14 protein-coding genes and 1 rRNA gene are annotated in these 14335 nt (G+C 50.1%); 14 read left to right on the top strand and 1 reads right to left on the bottom strand.

Going from position 1 to position 14335, the window contains the following annotated elements:
• The 8 genes from rrf (at nucleotide 1) to ilvB (ending at nucleotide 9270) form a co-directional block, all read left to right on the top strand.
• A 5S ribosomal RNA gene (gene rrf, locus PHF27_RS06745) occupies nucleotides 1-116 on the top strand.
• A 1616-nt stretch (nucleotides 117-1732) separates the two neighbouring features.
• Complete coding sequence (locus tag PHF27_RS06740) at nucleotides 1733-2206, top strand: acetolactate synthase small subunit (protein ID WP_300067560.1); 474 nt, start codon at nucleotides 1733-1735, stop codon at nucleotides 2204-2206.
• 23 nt (nucleotides 2207-2229) lie between these two features.
• Nucleotides 2230-3225, top strand: coding sequence for a ketol-acid reductoisomerase (gene ilvC / locus PHF27_RS06735; RefSeq protein ID WP_300067558.1), 996 nt, complete (start codon nucleotides 2230-2232; stop codon nucleotides 3223-3225).
• A 26-nt stretch (nucleotides 3226-3251) separates the two neighbouring features.
• A complete protein-coding gene (locus tag PHF27_RS06730; RefSeq protein ID WP_300067556.1) occupies nucleotides 3252-4787 on the top strand; it encodes a 2-isopropylmalate synthase in 1536 nt (511 codons plus the stop codon).
• On the top strand, nucleotides 4787-6052 hold the full coding sequence (gene leuC, locus PHF27_RS06725) for a 3-isopropylmalate dehydratase large subunit (RefSeq protein WP_300067554.1): 1266 nt from the start codon (nucleotides 4787-4789) through the stop codon (nucleotides 6050-6052). Before PHF27_RS06730 ends, leuC begins: the two co-directional genes overlap by 1 nt.
• On the top strand, nucleotides 6049-6552 hold the full coding sequence (locus tag PHF27_RS06720) for a 3-isopropylmalate dehydratase small subunit (RefSeq protein WP_300067552.1): 504 nt from the start codon (nucleotides 6049-6051) through the stop codon (nucleotides 6550-6552). Before leuC ends, PHF27_RS06720 begins: the two co-directional genes overlap by 4 nt.
• Nucleotides 6549-7610, top strand: coding sequence for a 3-isopropylmalate dehydrogenase (gene leuB / locus PHF27_RS06715; protein WP_300067550.1), 1062 nt, complete (start codon nucleotides 6549-6551; stop codon nucleotides 7608-7610). Before PHF27_RS06720 ends, leuB begins: the two co-directional genes overlap by 4 nt.
• Nucleotide 7611: 1 nt before the next feature.
• Nucleotides 7612-9270 carry a biosynthetic-type acetolactate synthase large subunit gene (ilvB, locus tag PHF27_RS06710; protein ID WP_300067548.1) on the top strand — a complete coding sequence of 553 codons (1659 nt, stop codon included), beginning with the start codon at nucleotides 7612-7614 and terminating at the stop codon, nucleotides 9268-9270.
• Between the two features lie 54 nt (nucleotides 9271-9324).
• On the opposite strand, the gene PHF27_RS06705 is transcribed toward ilvB, so the two are convergent.
• Nucleotides 9325-9600 carry a hypothetical protein gene (locus PHF27_RS06705; protein WP_300067546.1) on the bottom strand — a complete coding sequence of 92 codons (276 nt, stop codon included), beginning with the start codon at nucleotides 9598-9600 and terminating at the stop codon, nucleotides 9325-9327.
• Nucleotides 9601-9866: 266 nt separating this feature from the next.
• Between PHF27_RS06705 and PHF27_RS06700 the strand changes: the two genes are divergently transcribed.
• The 6 genes from PHF27_RS06700 to PHF27_RS06675 form a co-directional block, all read left to right on the top strand.
• The gene (locus PHF27_RS06700; RefSeq protein ID WP_300067544.1) at nucleotides 9867-11774 is read left to right on the top strand and encodes a glutamine synthetase; all 1908 of its coding nucleotides are present in this window, start codon (nucleotides 9867-9869) and stop codon (nucleotides 11772-11774) included.
• Between the two features lie 188 nt (nucleotides 11775-11962).
• Nucleotides 11963-12421 carry a ribosome maturation factor RimP gene (gene rimP / locus PHF27_RS06695; RefSeq protein WP_300067542.1) on the top strand — a complete coding sequence of 153 codons (459 nt, stop codon included), beginning with the start codon at nucleotides 11963-11965 and terminating at the stop codon, nucleotides 12419-12421.
• Nucleotides 12422-12449: 28 nt separating this feature from the next.
• Nucleotides 12450-13493 (top strand): transcription termination factor NusA, encoded by a 1044-nt coding sequence (gene nusA, locus PHF27_RS06690; protein ID WP_300067540.1) that lies wholly within the window; start codon nucleotides 12450-12452, stop codon nucleotides 13491-13493.
• 5 nt (nucleotides 13494-13498) lie between these two features.
• Nucleotides 13499-13765 carry a YlxR family protein gene (locus tag PHF27_RS06685; protein WP_300067538.1) on the top strand — a complete coding sequence of 89 codons (267 nt, stop codon included), beginning with the start codon at nucleotides 13499-13501 and terminating at the stop codon, nucleotides 13763-13765.
• Entirely contained in the window at nucleotides 13765-14100 is a 336-nt protein-coding gene (locus tag PHF27_RS06680) for a ribosomal L7Ae/L30e/S12e/Gadd45 family protein (protein WP_018704450.1), read from the top strand. Before PHF27_RS06685 ends, PHF27_RS06680 begins: the two co-directional genes overlap by 1 nt.
• Nucleotides 14100-14335 (top strand): translation initiation factor IF-2 N-terminal domain-containing protein (locus PHF27_RS06675; protein ID WP_300067536.1); only part of this gene is annotated, 236 nt, incomplete at its 3' end. The genes PHF27_RS06680 and PHF27_RS06675, both read left to right, overlap by 1 nt.

The raw sequence follows: 14335 nt of genomic DNA, 5'->3' as shown, positions 1-14335 counted from the left end.
CCGGTGACGATAGCTGTGGGGTTCCACCTGTTCCCATCTCGAACACAGCAGTTAAGCCCACATACGCCGAAAGTACTTGGCTGGAAGCGGCCTGGGAGGATAGGTAGTTGCCGGTTAAGAAAAAGCACTCGCGAAGGCGAGTGCTTTTTCTTTTACCGGCAACTACCCCAGTCTTTCTAAGGCCGCGTAGCGGCGTGCGACGGCGCGTGATGCGCCTAGTGTCGCGCCCGTCAGGACGACAGGGGGCGCGACGGGAGGGATAGGTATGTTGCCGGGACATCTAAGCTGACTAGATGAGTTGATATATAATAAGTTAATATTTTTTAAGTCTATAGTACATAAAGCTAGTTTATAGTAGCGTCCTTCCCTGTCGTCCCCGTCAAAACAAGAGCTCGTTCAGCTCCTGCGCAGCCGGCTTACAGGGAAATACGGAAACTCACTGCGTTCAGACAACCGTATTTCTAATCCTGCAAGTCATATTTTTTGTCCTGAGGACCGTCTCACCTCTAAAAGTTTCGTCAAGCACACTGCGCTACGGCGCTTGCTTATTAGCAGCGTCCTTCCCCGGCATCCCCGTCAAAACAAGAGCTCACTCAGCTCCTGCGCGGCCAGCTGAAAGGGAAATACGGGAACTCGCTGCGCTCAGACAACCGTATTTCTAATCCTTCCAGCTGGCCTTGCAGGCCCTGCGGACCGCTTCGCTCGCAAAAGTTTTGCCGCAGACACCGGGGGCGGACGTTGGCTTTGAGTGCATCCGGTTTCCTCTGTAAACAGCCATGGATGGCATAGCGAAGTACGGGAGGGATAGGTAGTGCCGGTTATGAAAATCCGCCGCAGCGGCATCCTTGTCGAAACAAGAAGAGTCTCAACTCAAAAAACGACGGCTTACAGGGAAACACGGGAACTCGCTGCGCTCAGACATCCGTATTTCTAATTCTGCAAGCCGTTGTTTTTGTTTCGCATCTAAATGTTTTGCAAGCATACCTTGCTGCGGCGGATACTTCTAGATAAGCCGTGCGGATTGCAGCTTAGTCTCGAACCAAGAGGCCGTGCGACCGCAACCACTCCAATGTAGAGGTCTGTCGTAATGGTGGAGGCGAGCCGAGCCGAACCCCTGTCTGCGCTCCCGGCTCCGGAGGCCGGTGCTTAAGACCGAAGAAACACTAACTTTTTCTACAGAACCGTATATTGTTGTTTTAGCGCTGTACTAACAAATACGACTGAGTTGATGAATGTTAGGGAAATAGGCATTAAACATATTTACTGAGAGGGGATACGTGGTTTAATGTAAAAATGGAATGTGTTAGTTTACAACAACATACCAATAAAAGAAATAAATGTTGATAAAATGTAAAAAGACTATTGACAGATGATATTAAATCAAGGATAATGTACACAGTATTAAAAATGAATACTTCAAAGGCGAAGAACGGAATGTTCAATCCTAGTACTGGATTCAGAGAACCGGTGGTTGCTGCGAACCGGGACCAGTAGGAAAGAACGCTCATCCGGGAGCTGTCCTGCGGAAAATAAGTACGCATGAACGTGTTCCGAGCGTAAATCGGCAAAGTACAATGTAGGGTGGTACCGCGTTTGAACGCCCCTATCGGGAAACCGGAGGGCGTATTTTTTATACCCTTTTTCGGGACGATGTTTTACGGCGTAGGTATCTGGGTGCAACATTGCTTGGCAATGTTCCCATAAATAGCAAAATGAAAGGAGGAGGAGAATTATGCATTACGTGCTGGCTGTTCGCGTACACAACCATCCAGGAGTGTTACTGCGCTTGGTAAATTTGTTGTACCGACGTGATGTTGATCTGCGTAGCATGACAGCAGACTTGGCGCCTGACAGCCCGACAGGACATGTTTCTCTTGGTGTGGATGTGGAGGAGGCGCAGGCGGCACAGGTATGCAAGTATTTAGAACGACTAGAAGATGTTATTTGTGTGGAAGCACTGCAGCAAGACAAAAATTTGTGCCGTGAGCTGGCGATCTTAAAAGTTCCCAAACAGGCAGCTACGGCGCAATGGCTACAACGAGGACAGGTCCGGTTATTGGCGGAAACACAGGATGCTTGTTGGGTTATGGAAGTGACAGGTTCGGTGGAAGAAGTAAGCAGTTGGATATTAGAAGCAGAGTCCTGGGGATTGCGAGAAAGTAGAAGAACAGGGCCTGCGAGTTGGCACCAGGAAACTGGGGCTTGAGTAAAGAGAGGAGCGGGATTGGGATGGAACAGATGCTTTATGACAAGGATGCTAACTGGAAGTTGATAGAAAATAAAACGGTGGCTATTATCGGTTATGGCAGCCAGGGTCATGCACATGCCTTGAATTTGAAGGAAAGCGGTGTAAAGGTAATCGTAGCGCTACCGGAACAAAGCGCTTCGCGGGAAAGAGCGAAGCAAGCAGGTTTGGAAGTGACTACCCCGGGCGAAGCGGTAAAGTGTGCTGATATAATTATGGTTTTGATTCCTGATGAAAAGCAGGCGCGTCTGTATGCCGAAGAAATTGCTCCGAATCTGCGGGCAGGACAGGCTTTGGCGTTCGCGCATGGTTTCAATGTTCATTTTCACCAAATTGTGCCGCCAGCAGATGTGGATGTATTTATGGTGGCGCCCAAAGGTCCGGGACATCTCGTGCGCCGCGTATTCACAGAAGGCGGCGGTGTTCCCTGTCTAGCTGCGGTATATCAAGACGTATCGGGCCAGGCGGAAGGAATGGCGTTGGCTTATGCCAAGGGAATCGGCGGCACCCGGGCTGGCGTCATGTTTACCTCGTTCAAAGATGAGACGGAAACAGACCTTTTTGGTGAGCAGGCCGTGCTGTGCGGCGGCTGCACGGAGCTTATCAAGGCAGGTTTTGATACGCTGGTGGAGGCTGGGTATAAACCGGAATTGGCCTACTTTGAATGCCTCCATGAAATGAAGCTGATTGTGGATTTAATGTACGAAGGCGGCATGGCGGCCATGCGTTATTCCATTAGTGATACTGCAGAATATGGCGATTATAGTATTGGACGTCGGATTATCACTGAAGAAACCCGCAAGGAAATGAAGCAAGTCTTGGCGGAAATTCAAGAGGGGACTTTTGCGAGAAACTGGATCTTGGAAAACCAAGCTAACCGTCCAGGTTTCTTGGCTAGACGCCAGCAAGAGGCGCAGCATCCGATTGAAGAAGTGGGCAAAAAACTGCGTGGACAGATGTCCTGGCTGAAACAACGTTGATAAACTGATAAGAGGAGGAAGAAAAAATGGGAAAGATACGGATTTTTGATACGACATTACGCGATGGAGAACAAACGCCAGGGGTGTGCCTGGAGCTAAATGAGAAGGTGGAGATTGCCCTTGCGCTTGAGAAACTTGGCGTGGATGTAATTGAAGCCGGCTTTCCCATCGCTTCTCCTGGAGATTTTGCAGCGGTAGAGGCCGTAGCTAAAGCGGTTAAAAAGCCAGTTGTAGCCGCCTTGGCGCGGGCCGCTAAAAATGACATTGATCGCGCCTGGGAGGCCGTGAAAGCGGCGCAACAGCCGTGTATCCATACTTTTTTGGCCACCAGCGACATTCATCTGAAACACAAATTAAAAATGAGCCGTCAAGAAGCCTTGGAGCGAATTGACAGCGCTGTACGCTATGCTTGCTCTTTGACGCCGGAAGTGGAATTTTCCGCTGAAGACGCTTCGCGTTCGGATTGGGATTTTCTGTGTCAGGCTTATAGTACTGCGATACGCGCCGGAGCTAAAACGGTGAATGTTCCCGATACAGTCGGCTATACGCTGCCGGAAGAGTTTGCCAAATTGATTCGTTACCTGCGCGCGCATATTGCGGATGCCAACCAGGCTGTGTTCAGTGTTCACTGCCACAATGATCTGGGGATGGCCGTAGCTAACTCTCTGGCGGCGGTCGGAGCCGGCGCTACGCAAATTGAGTGCACCATTAACGGATTGGGCGAGCGGGCTGGTAATGCGGCATTAGAAGAAATTGTCATGGCCCTGGCGACACGCAATGATTTTTATCAGATGGAAACAGGCATTCAATCGCAGCAACTGTACCGGACCTCGCGCCTTGTTAGTACCTTTGCGGGCATTGTTGTACAACCGAATAAATCGATTGTAGGTGACAACGCTTTTGCCCATGAATCCGGCATTCATCAGCATGGCATGCTGAACCACGCCTCCACCTATGAAATCATTAGTCCTGCCAGTGTGGGCATGCAAAAAACATCTTTGGTTTTGGGGAAACACTCCGGGCGTCATGCAGTGGAAGATCGCTTGAAGGAATTGGGCTACGAGCTGTCCGCGGAAAAACTGGATGAGGTATTTGGCAACTTCAAAACGCTGGCGGACAAGAAAAAGCAAATTTTTGACCGCGATCTGGAAGCGCTGGTCGGAGAGGGTCAACAAGCCAAACGGCCGGAATGGTTTCGTTTGCAAAGCCATCAGGTTTCCAGCGGCAGCGATATTTCAGCGACTGCTGCCGTTAAAATTGAAAGCAGCAGCGGCGTTGTGGAGAAAGCAGCCTGCGGTGATGGGCCGGTTGATGCGGTATTCCATGCTATAAATGCTGCAGTCGGTTTTGAGGTGGACTTGAAGGACTATCAACTGCGTTCGGTGACGGCCGGACAGGACGCCATGGGAGAGGCCTCGGTTTCGGTGCGTCAGGGCAGCCGGTCCTTTAACGGACGCGGCGTTTCGACCGATGTGGTAGAGGCGAGCGCCAAAGCGTATTTGAATGCGCTGAATAAAATGATTTCCGAATGCGGCGTTCCGGCAGCAAAGGAGGCGGGCTGATGGCTGGTATGACAATGACCCAAAAAATCCTGGCCCGCAAGGCGGGGCTGGAGAAGGTGCAGGCGGGGCAAATCATCGACTGTCCCATTGATCTGGCTTTGGCCAATGATATTACAGGAGCTCCGGCCATTCGGGAGTTTCGCAAAATCGGCGTTCCTGTGTTTGATCCGGCGAAAATAGCGCTTATTCCAGATCATTTTACGCCGAATAAGGATATTGCTTCGGCGCAGCAGGCGAAGGAAATGCGCGATTTTGTGAAAGAGGCCGGCATTGTTCACTATTATGAAGTGGGACGGATGGGTATTGAACATGTGCTGTTGCCGGAAGCCGGGCTGGTGGCGCCGGGGGAAGTGATCATCGGCGCAGATTCCCATACTTGCACCTATGGCGCGGTGGGAGCCTTTTCTACCGGCGTAGGCTCTACCGATTTGGGAGCGTCCATGGCGGCCGGCAGTACTTGGTTCAAAGTTCCCGCTGCCATTCGGGTGGAACTGGTAGGGGCGCTGCCTCCCTGGGTTGGCGGCAAGGATGTAATTTTGACGGTGATTGGCCAACTGGGAGTAGAAGGAGCGCGCTATGAATCACTGGAATTTACCGGCCCTGGAGTTGCTTCTTTATCCATGTCAGATCGGCTGACAGTAGCCAATATGGCCATTGAAGCGGGCGCGAAAAACGGCATTTTCCCTGTTGACGAAGTGACGCGCGAGTATCTTGCAGGCCGGGTGTCGCGAAACTATGAAGAGGTAGAGGCGGACGCTGATGCCGTATACGAAAGAACGCTGCGCATTGATTTATCTCAATTAGAGCCGGTGGTGGCCAAACCGCATCTGCCGGAGAATGTAGCTCCAGCCAGGGAATTGGCGCAGGTGGAGATTGATCAGGTTATTATTGGTTCCTGTACGAATGGACGGCTGGAAGACTTGGCTCAAGCCGCGGCGGTGTTGAAGGGGCGGCAAGTGCATCCTCATGTGCGCGCCATTATCATCCCGGGGAGCCAGGAAGTGTACCGTCAGGCCATTGGTTGCGGCTATATTGATGCCTTTATTGCAGCAGGAGCGGCTGTCAGTACGCCAACTTGCGGTCCTTGCTTGGGCGGGCATATGGGTATTTTGGCAGCAGGGGAAAAAGCGGTAGCGACAACAAACCGCAATTTTAGGGGCCGTATGGGCCATGTAGATAGTGAAGTATACTTGGCTGGGCCTGGAGTGGCGGCGGCCAGCGCAGTGCTGGGCCGAATCGGAACGCCCGAGGAGGTATGCAAATGAATCGCGGACGAGTTTGGAAATACGGGGACCATGTGGATACAGATGTAATTATTCCGGCGCGTTATTTGAGTACGTCGGAGCCGGCGGAATTGGCTAAACACTGTATGGAAGATATCGACGATTCTTTTCGCAACCAGGTTCAGGCTGGAGATATTATGGTGGCCGGGCGTAATTTTGGCTGCGGCTCTTCGCGTGAACATGCGCCGGCAGCCATTCAAGCTTGCGGCATTTCCTGTGTCATTGCCCACAGCTTTGCCCGAATTTTTTTCCGCAATGCCATCAATATTGGGCTTCCATTGCTGGAAGTGGGCGATATGGTAGAGGAACTGCGACAAGGAGATAAGCTGAAATTGCATCTCGACGAAGGACGCATTGAAAACCTGACAACCGGCGTTGTCATTGAGGCGGCTTCCTTACCTGCTTTTGTAGCGGAGATTGCGCAAGCTGGCGGCCTAATTGCGTATGTGCGGGAGCAGGCCGGAAGGGGCGTGGGACGATGAGAGAGGCGCAGTTAGCGGTTGTAGCTGGAGACGGCATTGGGCCGGAGATTATGGAAGCCGCATTGCAGGTGTTTGGCAAAGCAGTCAAACGGCAAAATCTGTCGTGCACTTTTACTAAGTTGCTTGCAGGCGGAGCCGCTTTAGAGGCATATGGCGAACCTTTGCCGGAAGCGACGATTAAGGCGGCCCAAGGAGCTAATGCGGTATTGTTGGGGGCGGTAGGAGATCCTAAATGGGATTCCGTAGAGCCGGAAAAGCGGCCGGAAAAAGCCATTTTGGGACTGCGCAAAGCCTTAGGTCTTTATGCCAACTTGCGCCCGGTGGAAGCGGCCTTTTCTGATGAGGAAGCGTCTCCTTTGAAAAAGGAGCGCCTAGAGGGCACGGATTTAATCATTGTCCGGGAGCTGGGAGGCGGCATTTATTACGGCGAACGCCAGGAAGGCGATGAGTTTGCCAGCGATGTGGAAGCTTATAGTGTGCAAGAAGTAAACCGCATTTTGCAGTTGGCAGCGCAAATTGCCTCGCGGCGGCGCAAAAAAGTCACTTCCGTAGATAAAGCTAACGTGTTAGCCACGTCGAGGCTGTGGCGGAAAGCGGCCAATGCTGTTTCTGAAGAGTATAAAGACATGCAGTGGGAGCATATGTATGTGGATAACTGCGCCATGCAGCTTGTAACCAACCCGTCCCGGTTTGACGTGATTGTTACAAGTAATCTTTTTGGAGATATTTTGAGCGATGAAGCGGCTGTTTTGACCGGATCCATCGGCATGATGCCTTCCGCTAGTTTAGGCGCAGGGCCTAGTCTTTTCGAACCGATTCATGGTTCGGCGCCGGATATCGCCGGACAAGGTGTTGCTAATCCAGTTGGCATGATTTTATCAGCTGCTTTTTGTGCGGAAATGGCGCTGGAAGCTCCGGGAGTAGGCGGAGCCATACGCGATGCTGTACGCCGCGTATGGCTGCAGGGCTATCGTACTGCGGATACGTACCGTTTGGGCTACACAAAGGTATCGACACAAGAACTGGCCAATCGTATTGAGGCGGAACTGGAGGGATAAAATGAAACGCACCGGCGCCGATTTATTGGTTGAATCCCTAAAAAAAGAGGGCGTAGAGGTAATCTTTGGCTATCCGGGCGGGGCTATTTTGCCAGTGTATGATGAACTATATCGGCAGGAGGAAATTCAGCATGTGCTGACCGTGCATGAACAAGGGGCGGCTCATGCTGCAGACGGCTATGCGCGCGCCAGCGGACGAGTGGGAGTATGCCTGGCGACGTCGGGACCCGGGGCTACTAATTTGATTACCGGACTGGCGACGGCGCATATGGATTCGGTTCCGATTGTGGCGATTACAGGGCAAGTATCAACCGGATTGATGGGGAAGGACTCTTTTCAGGAAGTGGATATTACAGGTATGACCCTGTCCATTTCTAAGCATAGCTTTGTTGTGAGAGAGGTGGCTCGTATTCCACAGCTTGTGCACGAAGCATTTCGGATCGCCGCCAGCGGTCGGCCGGGCGTCGTCATCTTAGATATTCCTCGGGATATGCAAACGCAAGAAGTGGAAGAAGAGGAAGTGCATCCTTGTTTTGCAACGCCGCCTCGCTCGGTAAACTGGCCGGAGGCAGGCTTGGAAGCGGCAGCGAAAGCCTTAGCCGCGGCTAAACGACCAGTTGTGCAAGTGGGCGGGGGAGCGGTACGCGCTGGCGCTGCGTCACAGGTCAGAGAATTGGCCAGACATTTGGATGCGCCTGTCGTAAGCACCTTGATGGGCTTGGGCGTGATGCCGGGGGATGACTCGCGCTTTTTAGGGCTCACAGGCATGCATGGGCATAAAGCGGCCAATTTAGCGGTACATCACGCAGACTTGGTGTTAGCCATAGGCTGTCGGTTCAGTGATCGCTTTGTGACGGCAAAAGCAGAATTTATTAAAGGGAAAACGATTGTCCAATTGGATATCGATCCGGCGGAGATTGGTAAAAATATTCCTTCTCATGTGGGGTTAACTGGAAATGTAGGTTTGTTGGCCCAAGATCTTTTAGAAAAAGTGCCCAAGGCGGAACGCACCGACTGGTGGCGGCAAATTCAAGATTGGCGTGCAAACGGAAAAGAGAAGGATGAGGTGTTACTGGACGGACCGTGGATCATGAAATTTCTTTCCGCGCAGACGCAGGATCAGCGCACGGTATTTGTTACCGATGTGGGGCAGCATCAGATGTGGGCGGCGCAGCATTTAACCTTGCGGCAGCCTCGCACTTGGCTTACTTCCGGGGGCTTCGGGACCATGGGGTTTGGCATGCCCGCGGCTTTAGGCGCGCAGACGGCCTGTCCTGAAGCCAGAGTCATCCATATTTGCGGCGACGGAAGTTTTCGCATGACCGGCATGGAACTGCATACTATTGCCAGTACGCAAGCGCCGGTAATTTCTATTGTGTTGGATAACGGCTCGCTGGGAATGGTTCGGCAATGGCAAGAATTATTTTTTGGAGGACGCTGTAGTTCATCCATACTGAAAGAATTCGATTATGTAGGTATGGCCAACGCTTTGGGCGTTGAAGGGGCGGTTGCTCAAAATCGAGCGGAATTTACAGCATCCTTTCAGCGCGCTTGGCAAGAGCGGAAGCCTTTTGTGCTTGTAGCCAAGGTGGAGTCCCAACAGGTGCGGCCTATGTTGAAACCAGGCGGCCAACTGAATGAATTTATTGAGTCTATGTAAAAAAAGGCTGTGCAGAAACTTAGTTTCCACACAGCCCTTTTGGTTGCTTGCGGCTTAAGAGTTTTTTAGCGCCGCAGCAATGCGCTCTTCAATCAGCGTATCAATTTGCTCACTCAACAAGGCGTTATTGCGGGCGATAATCTCTGTAACCGCTGACATGGCGACAGTAGAGCCTACTGAGGCCATTACTTTTGAAACAAGATGGTACACATCATCGTCATCTGCGCCAGCGGCTTCAAAGCCTTCAATAAACATGCCTACTTTGTCTTGATTGTTTTCAAACCACTCGTGTATTGCCTGCTCCAACTGTTCCTGCGACATTCCCAACATAATAAAGTCCTCCTTAATGGTATTGAATCTATTATTGTCATTTCGACAAAATGTATTTTTTTCCTTTGGAAAAACGAAAAAAGTCTGGACAGAAAGTATGGCCTGTGTTATAAATAAAGCATACAAAATTACAAGGTGTGCATGAGGTCAATGGCGACCCGTCCTTGCATTGTTCATTCTAGAGCAACCAAGGGGGTGGTCTGTTTTTTTGCATACCGAAGTACTTGTTTGATTTGTATTGAAAGATTAACTAAGAGGTGAAGAGTATGGCAAACGATCTGTTGTACGTTATTGCTCCCGAGCAGCATGGTGTTGCAGAAGTAAAAGCATTACTGGAAGCACGTCCTGAAATTAAATTTGTTTCTCTTGTCGGCGTGGATTTGGCAGGCAATGACACGGATGAAAAAATTCCGGTTGAAATTTTCTTGGATGACATCGACGGCTTTTTAAACGGCGGCGTTGTGCAAACGGACGGCTCTTCTGTAGTTCTTACCGGATTGGCTACCTTGAATAACGCTCGCGTTGACATGACTGGCGATCGGAATGTTAATTGGTTTGTAGATTACAATTATGAGCATTTTGACGAGGAAAGCGGCAAACCCGTGGGTACGCTGCGCATCCCTGGTTTCTTGATTCATAACGATTTGCGCGTAGATTCGCGGGCTATTTTGACGGACAGCCTGGAATACGTCAAAACGGAACTGTTAAATTTATTCAAAGCGAATCCTAACTTGGCGGGTATTACTCATGCCAAAGGGGATGAGATCGAAGAGATTCTCTTTACTTCGGCTACAGAGTTGGAGTTCTGGGTTAAAACTCCGACCAACAAGGCGGATGTAGCAGAATTGTCCGCTTCGCAGGTGATGCAGGAGCAATATTGGCAGCGTACTCGCGGCGAAGTTCGCACAGCGATGGAGCAAGCGGTATTGGCTTTGGAAAAATACGGCTTGCAGCCGGAAATGGGTCATAAGGAAGTTGGCGGCATCAAGTCTCGCATTGACGAAACTGGTCATTTATCATATGTTTTGGAACAGCTGGAAATTGACTGGAAATATTCAAATGCTGTGCAGACAGCTGATAATGAGCTGCAGGCGCGCATTTTGGTTAAAGAAGTATTCCGGGCTAATGGGTTGGATGTTACCTTCAAAGCAAAACCGATCATCGGCGTTGCAGGCAGCGGGGAACATACTCATGTTGGTCTTGCCGCGCGCTTAAAGTCCGGCAAAATCATCAACCTTTTCTCGCCTACTGATATGAAGGCGGATTTCCTCAGCTCTGTTGGTTATGGCGCGATCATGGGCATCTTGAAAAATTATGAAGTGGTGAATCCCTTCATTTCCGCTACTAATGACTCCTTGAATCGTCTGAAACCAGGCTTTGAAGCTCCGGTTTGCATTGTTACTTCTTTGGGTCACAATCCGGCGATTCCTTCCCGTAACCGTACCATTTTGGCCGGCTTAGTGCGTGATATCGGCAATCCTTATGCTACTCGCTTTGAGGTGCGCGCCCCCAATCCGTACACCAACACCTACATTGCCTTGAGTTGTTTTTACTTGAGCATATTGGACGGTGTCAAGGCGGCTGTAACGTCCGGCAAAAACACGAAAGAGCTGGAAGCAGAGTTATCCAAAGAAGCTGGCGCAGAAGGCTTCTATCTTGAAAAAGACCGCGCTTATCGCAGTGAGCACGATGTGTTTGAAGACTACACCACGGAAGAGCGGGATCGTTTGTTCAGCAAACCGCCTGCTACTGTTTGGGAGAACATGCAGGCCATTGAGAAGTATCCTGAAAAAGTGGCTGTTTTGACACAAGGCGGCGTATTCCGCAAAGAATTGATCGACGCCTTTGTGGCTGGCGCTTTGGTGCGTTGGAAAACCGAACTTACTCAGCGGATTATTGGCGAAAACATGGACATTGTTAAATATTGCTGCTGCCTCCATGAAGCGGAAACTGCAGTGGATCTTGACTTGTACCATTGGGATCAGATTCAGGCGCTGCGGATTTACTTGGCGAAAGATACGCTGGCTCAGAAAAGCTTGTTCACGCGTATTCGCGAAGCTCTGGCTGCTGGCGACTATGCTGCAGCTTCCAATCTGCAAGTTGAAATGGCTGCTAAAGTGGAAGAACTTAAAGCTCTTTATATCGCTTACGAGCAGAACCTTATCGAATGCTAAGTTTGCGTTGAGACGCAAAACATCCCCGGCTATTGGCCGGGGATGTTTTTTGCGGTGCTATCTTGTCAGTCAGGTTATTCGATGCTATACTTTAATGAGAATTATTATGTGATTGTCGTTAAGAGTGGGTGATGCACCCACTCTTTCATCTTATGGCAGACAGTATTGCAGTTGAAGGAGGTGAATCCATGGCAAAGATGCATGTGGAGACATTGGTGGAAGAATTGGTTCAAGCCATGATTGCCGGCACAGCCTTGGAGTTAGTAGACGTTGAGTATGTGAAGGAAAGAGAATGGTATTTGCGCGTATTCCTGAATAAGGAAGGCGGCATTGAATTAGAAGACTGTCAATGGATCAGCGAGCAACTGGGCAGCAAGCTGGATGAACTGGATCCAATCAAGGAAAGCTATTATCTGGAAGTATCCTCACCTGGCCTCGATCGTCCTCTGAAGAAGGAACGCGATTTTGCGCGACATCTGGGGGAACGCGTCGAGGTGCATCTCTTTGCGCCTATAAACGGTGAAAAGATGCTTGTTGGTGAGTTGTTGCGCCTGGAAAACGACGTGATCTTTCTGCAAGGAGCGGAAGGGGAAATTGCTATTCCAAGGGAAAAAACAGCGAAGGTTTCGTTGGAGATTGTATTTTAAGCTGAAAACTTAATAGGAGGAATCGTGGGTGAACGCAGAATTCATGCAAGCTTTTGAACAACTGGGAAAAGAAAAGGGGATTGCGCCGGAGGTGCTTTTTGACGCCATTGAAGCGGCGTTGATTTCCGCATATAAGCGTAATTTTCAAACGGCTGCCAACGTCCGGGTTCAATTGGATCGAATTACCGGAGAAATTAAGGTATTTGCGCGCAAAAATGTTGTGGAAGCTGTTGACGATGCTCGTTTAGAAATGGACTTGCAAGAAGCGCGTAGTCATAATCCGAATTACGCGGTAGAAGATATTGTCGAAGTGGAAGTTACGCCTAAGGATTTTGGCCGCATTGCCGCACAGACGGCTAAGCAAGTGGTTGTTCAGCGTATCCGCGAAGCGGAACGAGGCATAATTTACGAAGAGTTTTCCAACCGCTCCAGTGATATTTTGACAGGTATTGTGCAGCGTATTGAACAGAAAAACGTTTTTATTGATCTGGGAAAAACCGAAGCCATCTTGGCGCCGGCGGAACAGATTATAGGTGAAAATTATCGCCATGGGGAACGGGTTAAGGCCTATATTATTGAAGTAAAGAAGACTACCAAAGGGCCGCAGATTATGGTTTCGCGAACCCATCCAGGTCTTTTGAAGCGTCTTTTTGAACTCGAGGTGCCGGAAATTCACGACGGTGTTGTCGAAATCAAATCCGTTGCGAGGGAACCCGGGCATCGTTCGAAAATAGCCGTCTATTCCCGGGATGAGAACGTAGATCCCGTAGGAGCCTGTGTAGGACACAAAGGAACACGAGTGCAGACGATCGTCAATGAACTCCGGGGTGAAAAAATTGACATTGTCAAATGGAATCCAGATCCGGGAAAATATATTGCTAATGCCTTAAGTCCGGCTAAGGTCGTTTCGGTAGAAGCCAATGAGGCGGAAAAAATATCGAAAGTCATTGTGCCGGATTACCAACTGTCGCTGGCGATTGGCAAAGAAGGACAAAATGCTCGTTTGGCAGCTAAGCTGACCGGATGGAAAATTGATATAAAAAGTGAGTCCCAAGCACAAGGCGAGGAGTGAGCACAATGGTGCAAAAAAAAGTACCCCAACGCATGTGTGTCGGCTGTCAAGAAATGAAAACCAAGAAAGAACTGCTGCGTATTGTTCGATCGCCTGAAGGAGAGATTTTTATCGATCCTACCGGTAAAAAAGCTGGGCGAGGGGCCTACGTCTGTAAGGCGATGGCCTGCATGGAATCGGCGTATAAAGGGAAGCGCTTGGAAAAGGCGTTGAAGCAAAGCGTAAGCCCTGAAGTGTATGCTCAAATTCAGTCTCAATTGGAGTCTTTATAATGTCGTTACAAGAACAGCGTGTTATTTCACTGCTGGGGCTGGCGCAGCGTGCGGGAAGGCTGATTTCAGGCGAAGTGGCCGTGCGCAAAGCAATGCAGCAAAAAAAGGTTGAGTTGTTGCTGATTGCCGCCGATGCCTCCGCTAATACCCGTAAAAGTTATCAAGATGCCGCGGCTTATTACGGGGTCACATATATCCTTTTTTCCTCCAAACTGGAGATGGGAGAAGGAATCGGCAAAGCCCATCGAGCGGCGGTGGCTTTGACGGATAAGGGGTTCGCTGCGCGCGTGCAAGAGCTTGTGCGCCAAAGCGAAATGAACATGGGGGTGGATTGATGTCTAATAACAGTAAATATCGGGTTTTTGAACTCGCCAAAGAATATCATACCAGCAGCAAAGATATCATGGAATTGCTGTCGAAAAATGAAGTGCCGGTTAAAAATCACATGAGCAATGTGGATGAAAAAGGCATTGATTTGGTGCGCAAGCATTTAGGAAAGCAACAAGCGCCGCAAGGCCAACAGGCTCCGCGTCCGCAAGGCCAACAGGCTCCGCGTCCGCAAGGCCAACA

The organism is Anaeromusa sp. (genome assembly GCF_028691475.1).
GTDB lineage: Bacteria > Bacillota > Negativicutes > Anaeromusales > Anaeromusaceae > Anaeromusa.
This window is presented reverse-complemented; position numbering and strand designations above follow the sequence as displayed.

Coding starts and splice junctions, on each gene's coding strand:
- ilvB (WP_300067548.1), top strand. CDS start 7,612: ATGAAACGCACCGGCGCCGATTTATTGGTTGAATCCCTAAAAAAAGAG.
- PHF27_RS06705 (WP_300067546.1), bottom strand. CDS start 9,600: ATGTTGGGAATGTCGCAGGAACAGTTGGAGCAGGCAATACACGAGTGG.
- PHF27_RS06700 (WP_300067544.1), top strand. CDS start 9,867: ATGGCAAACGATCTGTTGTACGTTATTGCTCCCGAGCAGCATGGTGTT.
- ilvC (WP_300067558.1), top strand. CDS start 2,230: ATGGAACAGATGCTTTATGACAAGGATGCTAACTGGAAGTTGATAGAA.
- PHF27_RS06730 (WP_300067556.1), top strand. CDS start 3,252: ATGGGAAAGATACGGATTTTTGATACGACATTACGCGATGGAGAACAA.
- PHF27_RS06720 (WP_300067552.1), top strand. CDS start 6,049: ATGAATCGCGGACGAGTTTGGAAATACGGGGACCATGTGGATACAGAT.
- leuC (WP_300067554.1), top strand. CDS start 4,787: ATGGCTGGTATGACAATGACCCAAAAAATCCTGGCCCGCAAGGCGGGG.
- PHF27_RS06740 (WP_300067560.1), top strand. CDS start 1,733: ATGCATTACGTGCTGGCTGTTCGCGTACACAACCATCCAGGAGTGTTA.
- leuB (WP_300067550.1), top strand. CDS start 6,549: ATGAGAGAGGCGCAGTTAGCGGTTGTAGCTGGAGACGGCATTGGGCCG.
- rimP (WP_300067542.1), top strand. CDS start 11,963: ATGGCAAAGATGCATGTGGAGACATTGGTGGAAGAATTGGTTCAAGCC.
- PHF27_RS06680 (WP_018704450.1), top strand. CDS start 13,765: ATGTCGTTACAAGAACAGCGTGTTATTTCACTGCTGGGGCTGGCGCAG.
- PHF27_RS06685 (WP_300067538.1), top strand. CDS start 13,499: ATGGTGCAAAAAAAAGTACCCCAACGCATGTGTGTCGGCTGTCAAGAA.